Below are 13,679 nucleotides of genomic sequence, written 5' to 3'. Positions count from 1 at the left end.
CCTGGACCGGCCGCGGAAGTGCTGAAGGGTTGCACATGCGGTCAAACTTTAGACGTGTTCTCGCCATGATCGGTCTGGCCGGCTTGCTGGCGCTTCCCGCTACTGCAGCCTGGGCCGAAGATCCAGTACCTATCCCATCCGGCCAGAACATCGTTGACAACGCCAAGGTTCTTGGCGGACGAGAGGGCGAGGTCCGAGAGGCCATCCAGAAGCTGCTGGCGGATCACAAGTACAACCTGTACGTGGTCACCGTCTCGTCCTTTGAAGATCCTTCTGATCCCAAAGCATGGGGCGCAAAGGTTGCGGAACAGAAGCAGATGGGTAAGGCAGACGCTCTACTGGCCATCTCAACCGCAGGCCAGTACTACTTTTCGCCCAACTCGGGGAGCGCCATCTACCCCAAGACTTCAAATATCACCCAGAACGCAATAGCCGTGAATCTGGCCGCAGGCAAGAAGGACTACGCCCAAGCGGCCATCGATACTGCCGCTGCAATTGGGGACGCTGCCAGTGGTGGAAGCGGTGAAGTCCCTTCCGGCAACGGAGCCGGAACGGCTGTCCTCGTTGGCACAGGGGTGGTCGCAGCTGGTGGCGTCGGCACCTACTTGTATCTCCGCAATCGAAGGAAAAAAGCCTCTCAGGCCTCCAGCGCCAGCTACGGTCCCCAGGGTGCTGAGCTTGACCCCCTTGCTTCGCTGACCGTCGAGGAGTTGCGTCGAAAGAGCGGTTCCCTCCTCATCGAAGCTGATGACGCCATTAGATCCAGCGAGCAGGAACTCGGTTTCGCTGAGGCCCAATATGGCGAATCTGCAGTTGGCAATTTCACTAAGGCACTGGCGGATGCCAAGGGCCACATGTCCGAGTCCTTCAAGCTGCAGCAGCAACTGGATGACCACATCCCAGACACCGAGGAACAGCAGCGCACCTGGCTGGGCGAAATCATCCGCCGCTCCGAAGCTGCTCTGGCTTCCCTCCGGGAACAGAAGGCAGACTTCGATTCTCTTCGCGAACTGGAGAAGACTGCACCGCAGGCTCTTGCCGCAGTAAATGCCGGAGCACGCGAAGCAGAGGCGAAAATCGCCAACTCCGAGCAGACGTTGGCGGGCCTCGGGGCCAAGTACGCGGATAGCGCCCTTGTGCAGGTCTCGGACAACATCACTCAGGCGAAGGAACGCCTCGCCTTTGTTCAGAATGCCACCGAGACGGCGCAGGAAAAGCTTGCCGCCGGTGAAGGCAGCCTCGCAGCTGTGGCGGTACGTGCTGCCGAAGAGGGCCTACACCAGACTAACGTCCTGATCGATGCCATATCCAGGGTCTCCGGCACCCTAGACGAGGCCCGTAACGGACTGGAAGCCGCCGTCGTGGACATCTCCCAGGATCTGGCCCAGGCCAAGGCGATGATTCAGTCGGGGGCTCATCCAGAGCTGGCTGGGCCTGTAGCCCGTGTAGAGGCTGCACTGGCACAGGTAAAAGAGGAGATCCAAGGCGGCAAGATCGATCCCATCGCCACTCTGGAACGTGTGGAAGCTGCCCATCAGTCCCTGGACCAGTCGCTGAGCGGCATCAGGGACCAGCAGGAACAGGCCCGCCGGGCACAGGCTGCCCTCCAGCAAACCATCATGTCGGCCCAGGCCCAGATCAGCGCCACCTCTGACTACATCACGGCGCGGCGCGGAGGAGTTGGGACCGAGGCGCGTACCCGGTTGGCTGAGGCGCAGCGCAATTTGGACTACGCCTTGTCCATCTCCAGGAACGATCCCGTTACCGCACTCACCTATGCCCAGCAGGCACACGCGTTGGCTGCCCAGGCAGCCCAACTCGCGCAGACCGACGTCGACCATTTCGGTGGCTACGCAAACCAGGGCTACGGCGGCGGCGGGATGTTCGGTGGCGGAGGAGGCGGCGGCCTGGGTGGCGCGATCCTCGGCGGCATTCTCATCAACTCCATCCTCAACGGCGGAGGCGGCGGCTGGGGCGGCGGCCACAGCGACGGTGGAGGCTGGGGCGGCGATTCCGGCGGTGGAGACTTTGGCGGAGGGGACTTTGGAGGCGGCGACTTCGGAGGCGGCGATTCCGGCAGCTTCTAGGCCCTGAATGACCAGGCGCCTCAGGGGCATGTCCCTTGAGGCGCGTAGAGCGGTACATCAACTGTTCACTGAAATCAGTGGGAACAACCGAGCAGGACGAAAGGTAACACCATGGTTAAGCAGTCCATTTTCGGCCGCATGGCGCAGCTTGCGAAGGCGAATATCAACTCCCTGTTGGACCAAGCCGAGGATCCGCAGAAGATGCTGGACCAGATGGTCAGGGACTACTCCAACAACATCGCCGAGGCTGAATCTGCGGTTGCCCAGACCATCGGCAACCTGCGGATGCTCCAGGACGACTACAACGAAGACATCAAGAACGCCCAGGATTGGGGCAACAAGGCCCTGGCTGCTTCACGCAAGGCAGACGAGTACCGGAGCGCAGGCAATGCTGCTGACGCCCAGAAATTCGATAACCTCGCCAAGGTGGCCCTCCAGCGGCAGATCTCCTCGGAAAACGAAGCAAAGTCCGCAGAGCCCAGCATTGCGTCCCAGACCGAGGTTGTGGACAAGCTCAAGTCCGGCCTGGACATGATGAAGGGCAAGCTTAACGAGCTTACGAGCAAGCGCAACGAACTGGTTGCCCGGTCCAGGACTGCCGCCGCCCAGTCCCAGGTCCATGATGCGCTCAAGAGCATCGACATCATGGATCCCACCAGCGAAGTGGGCCGCTTTGAACAAAAGATCCGTCGGGAAGAAGCGAAGGTCCGTGGTCAGCAGGAACTGGCGGAATCCAGCCTGGACTCTCAGTTCAACCAGCTTGAGGATCTCGGCGAACAGACCGAGATCGAAGCGCGCCTCGCTGCCCTGAAATCAGGCGGTGCTAAGCCTGCAATCGGCGCCGGAAACGGTTCCCAGGCAACCGAAACCACGGTCGAGGAAGCAGACTTCGACAAGCTCTAGAAGTTCCGTCGACGTACTCAGCCCGTGACGTAAGGGCAAACTGAAGGCCGGGGTTCCCATGGAATCCCGGCCTTCTGTTTTGGAAAATGCGGTTAGCGGGTGACCTTACCCATGAGGGAAGCTATGGGGCGCAGGAAGAGCGGCCTGGCGAGGAACCAGGCGCCGACCATGACGGCTACGGAGACAGCGAATATCCAGAAGCCCACCCAGTTCTCGTCGTCGCTCCCGCCGTACATGTGGTTTAGGTTCCGCAGCGCCCCTGTGGCCAGAACCAGGAAAACGTGGACCGCGATAAAGGCCACAAAGTAGATCATGACGGGGAAGTGCACGGCCCTCGCCGCTTCAATCGGGAAGAGCCTGTTGAGCGTCGGCGCCTTCTTTGGCCAGACTGACGACATCCTCAAACCGGTGATGAAGGCAAGTGGTGCTGCAATAAACACGGTGGCAAAGTACGTCAGCAGCTGAAGTGCGTTGTAGTTTATCCACCCGTTCTCAGTGGGCCAGTTCAGCGACGCGTACTGGAGCGCAGCGGAGAGTGCGTTGGGGAAGACGTCCCAGGAGGTGGGAACGATGCGCATCCACTGACCCGTAGCGAACAGGAGAATCGCAAACACAATGCCGTTCAGGATCCACAGGACATCCAGGGTCAGGTGGAACCACAGGTCAAGGCTGATTTTGCTCGGGGAGGTCTTGGTCCTGATGAACCCCTTGTTGTTCCTGGTCCAGTGAGCAGCCGGCCGGGCGGTGGTGCGAACCTGCCACCCCGTACGGATGATGAGAAGGAGGAAGAAACCGTTCAGGAAATGCTGCCATGCAAGCCAGGCAGGAAAGCCAACCGGAGCCCCGCTCGGGAGCTCTGAATGGCCCGGATACTGCTCCAGAAAGTCCTTGACCCCGGACAGCCCCGTCAGCCACTTCGTCAGAAGCACGATCAAGAGCAAGGCAACCAGGGCTGCCGGCACCGCCCAGTAGCGCTGCACCCACTTGCTCTTCGCGGTTCCGGACTTCTTCGTTGGCACTGACATCGAAAAGCATTCCTCTCGAGAATGATCGACTGATGGTAATAGCTGCTTGCTTCGGCCGGATGGCAGGAGCGCACGGTCTATTGCTGACCGTCTTAATAGCTTGGATCATCACAGGTCGCCGGAGCGAAATATGGCGGGGGCTTCAGTCATGCCCCGCAACATAGTCATCCCTAACATCCTGGATCGAGAATACTAGGAAATGCTACTAAATGCCGGATCCAAAGAAGAGGCCCCGACCGGTCGTACTGCCGGTCAGGGCCTCTAGTGGTTGCGGGGACAGGATTTGAACCTGTGACCTCTGGGTTATGAGCCCAGCGAGCTACCGAACTGCTCCACCCCGCGTCGCATGATCAAGCCTACCCTAGATTTTGGGCCCCAAAGTCCACCTCGAAGATGAGCCCGCTCCTGCCGTCGGCAACGCCCCCGAACTGGTTCAGTTCGTCAATCCGGTTTCTTAAGCAGTTCAATCCCGGTTCTTAAAGCAGAAAGTCCGGGATGCTTTTTCAAGCATTCCGGACTTTCATTTTTCAGTTGCGGGGACAGGATTTGAACCTGTGACCTCTGGGTTATGAGCCCAGCGAGCTACCGAACTGCTCCACCCCGCGTCGCAAGATCAACTCTACCTGCCGCCCCACGGGAGGCCAAATCGAAGCGGGGTGATGTACGTCTCCGCCCAGGAACTGCCGGTGTTGGTAACCGAAACGACGGATGCCGGGACGATGAAGGCCGGTCCTGCCTCCACACTGTGGAGACCGAACCGGCCTTCTGCTACTGCTGCGTCGTTACGGCCCGGAAGCGCCTCCCAGGGTCAGCTGGTGGGGCTGGGGGACGGTGTCGGCGTCGGTGTACCTGTCGGAGGTGCCGTAGGCGAAGTAGCGGGCTCTGCTCCGGGAACAGCCAACTTAGCCTCAGCATCGATGGCTCTCTTCAGGGCATCCGCCAATCTCCGCTGCTGGTCACCGTACGCTGCAAAATCGCCCTCAGCCAGTGCTGCCTGGCCAGCCGCTATGGCTGCGTTCGCTTCGTCCAGTGCCGCCTTCAGCTCCGCCTTGGCATCCGTGGTGCCCGGCGCCGGAGGGGTTGTACCCCCTGGAGCAGGAGGAGCCTGGCCATTGTTGGCGGAGTCACCCGCAGCAGCACCAGAATCGCCTCCGAACAGCTGCTTCAGGGCTTCGTCCAAAGTGGGAGCGAAGCCTATCTTGTCACCAAAGGCTACGAGCACTCGCTGAAGCGTAGGGTACGAGGTCTCGCCGGTGGACTTGAGGTAAACCGGCTGGACGTAGAGGATACCGCCGCCCACAGGCAACGTGAGCAGGTTTCCGTTCAACACGTCTGACGCGCCCTGACGAAGCAGGTTAAGCGCCTGGGACACTGTTGGATCAGAGTTGAACTTGTTCTGAGCCTGTCCTGGACCGGGCACCTGAGTTTCCGGCGGAATCTCCAGTAACCTCAACTTGCCGTAGCTCTCTGCCTTGACGCCCTTCTCTTTGCCAGCATCCGAGTCAGCGGCCAAGAAGCCGTAGAGCACATTCCTTGCACTGCCATCAACGATCTGGGGAATAAACGAGGATGTGAGCTGGAATGCTGAATTTTCCTGATCCGGCATCTGGAGCGACATGTAGAACGGAGGCTGCTTAACCTCACGCTCCACCGTTGGATCGTTGGGGACGCTCCAAACATCATCGCCTTGGTAAAAGCTGTCGGGCTGGGTCACGTGGTAACGGCCGAGGAGCTCACGCTGAACCTTGAACAGGTCCTCCGGATACCTAACGTGGCTCATCACGTCACCGGACATTTCGGAGTACGGCTTCAGCGACGTTGGGAAGACCTTCTGCCAGGCCTTCAGGACCGGATCCTGGTCGTCCCACGCGTAGAGCTCCACCGAGCCGTCGTAGGCATCGACGGTTGCCTTCACCGAGTTGCGGATGTAGTTCACAGAACTGTTGGGCAAGGCTACAGACCGTCCGGCCACCGTCTGCGAGTCCGCAGTTGCTTCAGATAGCTGCTCCTGCTGTGAATACGGGTAGTACTGGCTAGTGGTGTACCCGTCAACGATCCACTTCACTCGTCCATCTACAACCGCCGGATAAGCGTTGCCATCCACAGTTAGATACGGTGCTACTTTTTCCACCCGCTCACGGGGACTCCGTTCGTACAGAATCTGCGATTCGGAATTCACGGCGTCGGACAGCAGCAGATCGCTCGACTGGAACTTTATTGAATACAGGATTCTGTTCAAGAAACTGCCCACATTTGGACCACCATTGCCAGTGAAGGTGTACTGGGTATCCCCACCGCCTTCCCTCGCCGAGGGACGGTCCTGTTCACGGTGTGGTGAGCCTTCCGGCGCCCCGACAATGGAGTATTCAGGGGAGTTCTCCCCGAAGTAGATGCGCGGTTCGTATGTGGAGTCGTCACCAAGCACACCCGTGGAAGGGATACCTGCCTGCAGGAAGTCCGGCTTTCCGTCGACGGTGAACTTGTTGCCCTTGGCGGCAACCACGCCGTAACCGTGGGTGTAAACGGCATGGGTGTTCAGCCAGGACTGCTGGTTTGCGCTCAGCCCGCCTGGATTGAGCTCGCGGACCGCGATAACGGTGTCCTGGACTTTGCCGTCCACCTCATAGCGGTCCACGTTCAAGGTCTCAGGGAACGTGTAGTACGGCCTGTACTGCTCCAGCTGTGCAAACGCATCGGAGATCAGGTTTGGATCGAGGAGGCGGATGTTCTGCGTTGTCTGGGCATCCGGAGCCAAAGCCCCCGATGTTGCCGTGTTGGTGGCGTTGTAGCGTTCCACCTGTATCTTGTCCAGACCGTAGGCTGTCCTGGTCATCCCGATGTTCCGCTCGATGAATTCCTTCTCGAGGGTCTGCTCGGAGGGCCGGACCTGGAACTGCTGGATAACCCAGGGATAAACTCCACCCGCAAGAATGGACGTGATAATCAGCATGGCGGTACCAATCACGGGCAACCGCCACTTGCCGATGATGGCAGCAACGATGAAGAGAATCGCAACCAGAACGGCGGCCACGGCCAGAATTGCCTTTGTGGGAATGACGGCGTTGACATCAGTGTAGAGCGCACCGGCCCAGCGTCCGCCGTTGTTCTGGAGGGCCGCATACCTGTCCAGCCAGAAGTTCACACCCAGCAAGAGAAGGAACGTACCGCCGGTTACAGCGAGATGGATCTGTGCTGCGCGGCTGGTAAAAATGCCACGTTCCATGATGCGGATGCTGCCGTAGAGGTAGTGCGTCAGGATTCCCGCGATGCCGGCAACTACGGCCACACTGATCAGGAAGCCCGTGACGAACCCAAGGAACGGCAGGGTCATGAGGTAAAAACTGATGTCCAGCCCAAACTCGGGATCAGTCTGGCCGAACGGAACCTGGTTGAAATACAGGAGGACTTTTTGCCACTGGCTTGCGGCGGCGCTGCCGGCAAAAAGGCCGAAAAGGATTGGGAGGCCGATCATCACGACCCGGCGGACGGGTTCAAGCTGCGCCTGGTAGCGGTTCAGGTTGTCCCGTATTTCGGCGTCGGGAGCGTAGACAGGCCTGGCGTTGTAAGCAACGCGGATCGCGAAGTACATCGCCGCCGCCATGATGGCAAAGCCCGCGACAAATATGCCGATCCGGGCCAGGTTCTCAGTCAGGAAGACTTCAAAGTATCCGAGCTGTTGGTACCACAGGACATCTGTCCAAGTGTTGGCGAAGAAGATGAAGCCGACCACAACCAGGGCAACGACGATCAGGGTCGGCGTCAGGGCGCTGCGCCTCGACTGCGTAGTGCTTGTGGGCGGCATGGAGCTGGCGGGACGGGTCAAACTGTGTACCTCATAGCTGGTCGTCTGATTCGCGGGTGATGCTGTTGTGGCGCAGGTGTCAGCCCCCGTTCACAGACTGGCGCTGACTGGTTACATATGCCACGAGTGGCGGTGGAGCTAAGTTCCTGGATTTAGTCTAGTCGGTGGTGCACGTCGGGAGTGCGGCCGTGTCCTGTCCGGCGCCGGCCAACTCCACTGCTTTCTTCGCTTGGGAAAGGTTCTCGATTTTCACTACCTGAAGACCATCGGGAATGTGGCCGAGCACCTGCTCACAATTTGCTGCCGGGGCAAGGAAAATGGTGGCGCCTGCACGTTGGGCACCAACCATCTTTTGTCCTATGCCTCCAATGGGGCCCACGGATCCGTCGGGGGAAATGGTTCCGGTCCCGGCAACCTTCCGGCCGCCAGTGAGGTCACCGGGCGTCATGGTATCCACAATGCCCAGAGCGAACATCATGCCGGCGCTCGGACCGCCCACCTCCTGCAGGGAGATGGTTACCTCGACAGGGAAAGTGAAATCGTATTCCAGCTGGACGCCCAGGATGTAGCGGCCCGAGGCGTTCTTGCCGGGGGTGATGGTTTCGGTGGCACTCTTGCCGCCACGGTCGACGACGACGGTTACCGGCTGCCCTGCACCGGCTGCCAGCTCCTCCTGAATAACGTTCAAGGCAGTCACGGGTTTTCCCCCGACGGACACGAAAACGTCTCCGGGTTCCAGCTTTCCTTGCGAGGGGGAGGACTCCGGAACGGCGGCTATCTTCAGCTTTTGATCAAAGGGGATATCGAGCTCTTTCAAGGCCGCAGCCACTGCGTCCTCCTGCGAGGTGGCCATGGCCACAGCACTCTCCTGCTCCGACTCTTCTTTGGTGACGCCCTGCGGGTAGATCATCTCCACTGGATAGACGGCATTGGACGTGTCCACCCAGGCCGTAAATGCCGATAGCACCGAGACGTAGCCTTTAGGCCCGCCTTCGACGTAGACGGTGGTGAGATCAAGGTTTCCTTTGGCCGGGAACATTTCGCGTCCCTTAACTGCGATGACGGGATTACCGGCCTTGTCCACACCGAGGGTGTTGAACGTCGGGCCGGGAGTCTCCACCACGTAGGGCACAGGAAGGGTAAACAGCCCGATGCCGAGAATCAGAGTCAGGACAGCCGAGACAGCCATCGCCGTGAATCTCTTGTCCTCAGGCGGAGAAGTGCCTTCCGGGCCTGCTTCAGGCCAGCCCACGTACTGGTCGCCCTCAGTTAGCGTCAATGAAGAACCTCTCCCCTACCGGCTTTCGACCCTCGGATGCACCGCTGTCAGCGCTACTCGTCACGGGGTCACGCTCCAAGGCGTGCCTACATATCCAGTCTCTAACATTACGCGGTCTATCCGTCGGAAGGCTCTTTGCCTAGAGCGAACGAAGCCCGCTTTCGGCAGACAGCCCCTCGTTGACCGGGGTACCGTGAACTTGATCAACAGTCACACCGACGATCGGCGGGATCATGACCTCCAACCCACTCAATCCGTCCAATGGCGACGAGAACCCCAAGGATCCGCTGGCAGAAATGCTGCAGAACCTCATGGGCGGCAAGGGTATGGGCAATATCGATCCCGCTGAACTTGCCAGAGCAGCCGGCCTTCCCGAGGACCCGAACCTGCTGGCCCAGATGTTTTCGCAGGTCCAGGCCATGATGAGCGCTTCTTCAGAAGGCCCTGTCAACTGGCAACTGGCTCACGAGAATGCCCGCAGGGTTGCGGCCAGCGGTTCAGACCCCTCAGTCACCTCGCAGCAATCCCGCGAGATTGATGAAGCCCTTCGCCTTGCCGAGCTGTGGCTTGATCAGGTCACCGAGCTTCCGGCCACGGGGCTCATCGGGCGGGCCTGGTCGCGGGCAGAGTGGGTTGAAGAAACGCTCGGCACGTGGAAGCGGCTGACCGAACCCGTGGCAAACAGCATCGCCAACGCCCTGACGAATGCTTTGAGTGACCAGCTGCCCGAGGAAATGAAGTCCATGATGGGTGGCGCTTCCTCGATGCTTCAAAACATGGGCGGGGCAATCTTCGGCATGCAGCTGGGCCAGGCTATCGGCGCCCTCTCGGCCGAAGTGGTCAGCTCCACCGACATCGGGGTGCCCCTGGCCGATTTGGAGATGGCACTGCTTCCGGCCAACGTGGCAAAGTTCGGCGAGGGGCTGAGCCTGCCCGAGGGAGACATCCGCCTCTTCCTCGCGGTCCGTGAAGCTGCCCACGCCCGCCTGTTCGTTCAGGTGCCGTGGCTTCGTGGACATCTTCTGGGAGCCATCGAGGCTTACGCCCGTGGGATCCATATCGACATGACCAAGATTGAAGAATTGGCGAGGGAACTGGATCCCGGGAATCCTGAAGGTATCCAGGAGGCACTCTCCCAGGGGGTCTTTATGCCCCAGCGGACGCCCGCCCAGGAACAGGCCCTTGAGAAGCTCGAAACCGCGCTCGCCCTGGTTGAGGGCTGGGTGGACGAACTCACCGCAGCGGCCACGGAGAAGATGCTTCCGTCGGCCTCTGCACTTCGTGAGACTGTCCGGCGCCGACGGGCTACGGGAGGCCCGGCTGAACATGCCTTCTCGTCGTTGGTTGGATTGGAGTTGCGTCCGCGCAGGCTCCGCGAAGCTGCCACGCTCTGGGCAACTCTAAAGGCCGAGCGGGGCGTCGCCGGCAGGGACGCCATCTGGCATCACCCTGATTTGCTTCCCACAGCCGAGGACCTCGATGATCCTCAGGGTTTCAGTAGCCGCCGCAAACTTGCGGAGGCCAGTGAGACAGAAGTGGACGACGCGCTCCAAAAGTTGTTGCGCGGTGGATTCGATGAGGAAAAACCTGAGGATCCGGAGGCTTCCGCTGAAGCCGACGACGACAGCAAGACGGATGACACCAACGGGGACGACGCAGGCACGCCTAAAGCTGATTGAGCCCGAGGCCCGAACGGATCCACATCAGGCTCTACCCCCGTCAGTCAGCGTCCGCGCATCCTGGATCCAAAGCGTCTTGGTGTCGGCTGTCGTCTGACGGTGCTCCGTTTGAAGGTCCCCCGATGCCACGGGATGTGGCAAAGGAAACGCCCTCGAGGAAGGCTTTCGCCCGCCCCGTCTCCGGATAGGAATCCAACAAACGCCAGAAGGCTGCATTGTGACCGGCAACCAGCAGGTGGGCGAGTTCATGGAGCAGGACGTAATCAATCACCCATTGGGGCATCGGTCGCAGCTTGTCAGACAACCTGATGGTACCTTCGGAAGGGGTCGCTGAACCCCACCTCGAGTTCTGGTTGCTTACCCACCGGACAGACGTGGGAACGGCCCGTCCCGCAAGGTAGCGTGCCGATAAAGCCGCTGCGTGGGCCGCCAACGCGGTGTCTGTGGCAGGCTTCCGTTTGCCGGCGCCCGCCGACCGGCGCAAGCCCTGCCGCCGGAGTTTATCCAGCATCCGGCTGACCCATTCTTTCTCTTGGGCCCGGCTGAAATGCGCCGGGATCGCGACAACGGCTTTACCGTCTTCCCAGAAAGCAGCGACAGTCCGGCGACGGCGGGCCGAGCGGCGTACCACCACCGGCGCGCCGTCGTGCGTTAACTGCAAATCGCCCTCACCCGGGGTCATACTGTGCTGCTTTCCACCAGCACAGCCAGGACAGCCGGGCCATAGCGTTCGAGTTTGGAAGGACCAACACCCGCCAGTTGCGCCAGCTCCTCCAGGGACGACGGGCGTGCCTCCGCAATGGCCGTGAGCGTCGCGTCGGTGAAGACGACGAATGCCGGTACGTCGGCTGCCAGCGCAACGTCCTTCCGCCATTGCCGCAGTGCCTCAAACGTCTGTTCCTCATAGCTGGGCGGACACTGGCTGCAGCGCCCCACCTTGCGTTCCGCTCCTGTTGACAGCATGCTTCCGCACGCCCGGCACATCGACGGCGCGGCGGCTTTCCGTCGTGGAGCTGCTCCGGTACCCCTCGTTGAGGAGGTGACCACGGAATCCGGCCTCAAGCCGTCAAGAAAGCGGGAGGGTTTACGGTTGGCCCTGCCGCCCGGCGTCCTCGCGGAGGACCAGGACAGGGACAGGTGCTCACGCGCGCGCGTGATCCCGACGTAGAGGAGGCGGCGTTCCTCGTCCACCGCCTCCGGGGTATCGGCGAAGGAAATCGGCATGAGCCCTTCGCTTAGACCAACAAGGAACACTGCGTCCCATTCCAGCCCCTTGGCTGCGTGCAACGACGCAAGGGTCACGCCTTGGACCGTAGGCGCGTGCTGGGCCAGGGAACGTTCCTGCAACTCGTTGACGAAGTCCGATAGATTGAATTGCGGCCCCCGGCTGAGCACCAGTTCGTCGGCAAGCGCAACCAAAGCAGCCAACGATTCCCAGCGTTCCCGCAAAGCCCCGCCGCTGTGCGGTGGAGAGTCTGTGTATCCCAGCGAAGCCACGATGTCCCTTACGAGCTGCCCGAGAGGTTCCGCCTCTGCCGACTCCGCCGCAGCCCTGGTGGCAGCCCGCAGTTGGAGGATGGCGTCCCGCACTTCCTTTCGGGCGAAAAACCGCTCCCCGCCCCTGAGTTGATAGCCGATGCCGGCGGAAGCGAGCGCCTGCTCATATGCCTCAGATTGCCCGTTTGTCCGGAACAGGATGGCGATCTGGCTTGCAGGCAGCCCTGAAGCGAGGAGTGCGCGGATCTTCCCGGCCACCGTGGCCGCTTCCGCTTCATCGTCTGCGCACTCCGTGAACTGAGGCACGGGTCCGGGAGCCCGCTGGGCCACAAGCTTCAGGGGCGCAGCCCAGGCCGCGTCCGCTGCGGGTCCCCCGCTCCGGCGGTTGGCAAGCAGGTCATTTGCCAGTTTCACCACCTGCGGCGTGGAACGGTAGTCGCGGATAAGCTTCACCACATTCGCTGCGGGATACATTGTCTTGAAACCCAAAAGGTGCTTGGGCGATGCGCCGGTAAATGAGTAAATGGTCTGGCTGGCATCCCCCACAACGCACAACTCGTCGCGTCCGCCCAGCCAGAGTTCCAGGAGTCTTTGCTGCAGCGGCGAAACATCCTGGTACTCGTCAACCACGAAATGGCGGTATTGCTCCCGTACCGTTGCCGCCACCTTGGGGTCCTCCTGAAGGATCCCGACGGTTATCAGAAGGACATCCTCGAAGTCGATGACATTCCGGTCTGTCTTGACGTCCTCATAGGACTGGAAGACCCGTGCGACGGCGGTGAGGTCGAAACCCCCGGGGGTGCCCCTGTCCTGCGCATTCTCGAGGTAGTTGGCGGGGGTCAGCATTGACACCTTGGCCCATTCGATTTCCGACGCCAAGTCACGAATGGACGCTCGGTCGGTGCTGAGCCGAAGGCGCCGGGCGGCCTCCGCGATCATCTGCGCCTTGTGATCCAGCAGATTCGGCAACGTTCCACCCACCGCCTGTGGCCAGAAAAACTGGAGTTGCCTTAACGCCGCAGCGTGGAAGGTTCGGGCCTGGACATTGCCAACTCCCAGATCGCGGAGCCTGCTCCGCATTTCCGCCGCTGCCCGGGCAGTAAAGGTGACTGCCAGCAGCCTCTGCGGGCTGTAGACACCGGAATGCACGCCATACGCGATTCTGTGGGTGATCGCCCTTGTCTTTCCCGTTCCAGCCCCCGCGAGCACGCAGAGGGGTCCGTTCAAGGTACTGGCGACTTCGCGCTGTTCGTCGTCCAGACCGCCAAGGATGCGCTCCTCAAGGGTTGCGCCATCGAGGGGCGCTGTTCCGTCCAGGTTTTCTGTTGTCACTTCTGCTGCTCGATTGGTGGATGGGCGATGATCGTTGGTGCGGATTGCCGCCAGAGAATCCTGCGGTTCAATAGC

8 protein-coding genes and 2 tRNA genes are annotated in these 13,679 nt (G+C 60.8%); 3 read left to right on the top strand and 7 right to left on the bottom strand.

The window, feature by feature from the left end:
* Positions 1-35: 35 nt before the first annotated feature.
* Positions 36-2,087 (top strand): TPM domain-containing protein, encoded by a 2,052-nt coding sequence (locus RIN13_RS03625; RefSeq protein WP_309105962.1) that lies wholly within the window; start codon positions 36-38, stop codon positions 2,085-2,087.
* 111 nt (positions 2,088-2,198) lie between these two features.
* A complete protein-coding gene (locus RIN13_RS03620) occupies positions 2,199-2,990 on the top strand; it encodes a PspA/IM30 family protein (RefSeq protein ID WP_309105961.1) in 792 nt (263 codons plus the stop codon).
* A gap of 92 nt (positions 2,991-3,082) precedes the next feature.
* Here the strand turns inward: RIN13_RS03620 and RIN13_RS03615 are convergent, their stop codons facing one another.
* The 5 genes from RIN13_RS03615 to RIN13_RS03595 form a co-directional block, all read right to left on the bottom strand.
* On the bottom strand, positions 3,083-4,015 hold the full coding sequence (locus RIN13_RS03615; protein ID WP_309105960.1) for a cytochrome b/b6 domain-containing protein: 933 nt from the start codon (positions 4,013-4,015) through the stop codon (positions 3,083-3,085).
* A 265-nt stretch (positions 4,016-4,280) separates the two neighbouring features.
* Positions 4,281-4,357: transfer RNA gene (locus RIN13_RS03610), tRNA-Met, on the bottom strand.
* A 189-nt stretch (positions 4,358-4,546) separates the two neighbouring features.
* Positions 4,547-4,620: transfer RNA gene (locus tag RIN13_RS03605), tRNA-Met, on the bottom strand.
* A gap of 203 nt (positions 4,621-4,823) precedes the next feature.
* Entirely contained in the window at positions 4,824-7,817 is a 2,994-nt protein-coding gene (locus tag RIN13_RS03600; protein WP_309105972.1) for a UPF0182 family protein, read from the bottom strand.
* Positions 7,818-7,974: 157 nt separating this feature from the next.
* The gene (locus RIN13_RS03595; RefSeq protein WP_309105959.1) at positions 7,975-9,096 is read right to left on the bottom strand and encodes a S16 family serine protease; all 1,122 of its coding nucleotides are present in this window, start codon (positions 9,094-9,096) and stop codon (positions 7,975-7,977) included.
* 233 nt (positions 9,097-9,329) lie between these two features.
* On the opposite strand from RIN13_RS03595, the gene RIN13_RS03590 reads away from it, so the two are divergent.
* On the top strand, positions 9,330-10,775 hold the full coding sequence (locus RIN13_RS03590; RefSeq protein WP_309105958.1) for a zinc-dependent metalloprotease: 1,446 nt from the start codon (positions 9,330-9,332) through the stop codon (positions 10,773-10,775).
* A gap of 40 nt (positions 10,776-10,815) precedes the next feature.
* Here the strand turns inward: RIN13_RS03590 and RIN13_RS03585 are convergent, their stop codons facing one another.
* Together RIN13_RS03585 and RIN13_RS03580 are read right to left on the bottom strand one after the other, a co-directional pair.
* The gene (locus tag RIN13_RS03585; RefSeq protein WP_309105957.1) at positions 10,816-11,457 is read right to left on the bottom strand and encodes a M48 family metallopeptidase; all 642 of its coding nucleotides are present in this window, start codon (positions 11,455-11,457) and stop codon (positions 10,816-10,818) included.
* Entirely contained in the window at positions 11,454-13,604 is a 2,151-nt protein-coding gene (locus tag RIN13_RS03580; protein WP_309105956.1) for an ATP-dependent DNA helicase UvrD2, read from the bottom strand. The genes RIN13_RS03585 and RIN13_RS03580 overlap by 4 nt, the downstream gene beginning before the upstream one ends.
* Between the last annotated feature and the right edge of the window lie 75 nt (positions 13,605-13,679).

The organism is Arthrobacter sp., from assembly GCF_031179985.1.
Lineage (GTDB): Bacteria > Actinomycetota > Actinomycetes > Actinomycetales > Micrococcaceae > Arthrobacter.
Note: the sequence above shows the minus strand (reverse complement) of the source record. Positions and strands in the feature narration are given on the sequence as shown.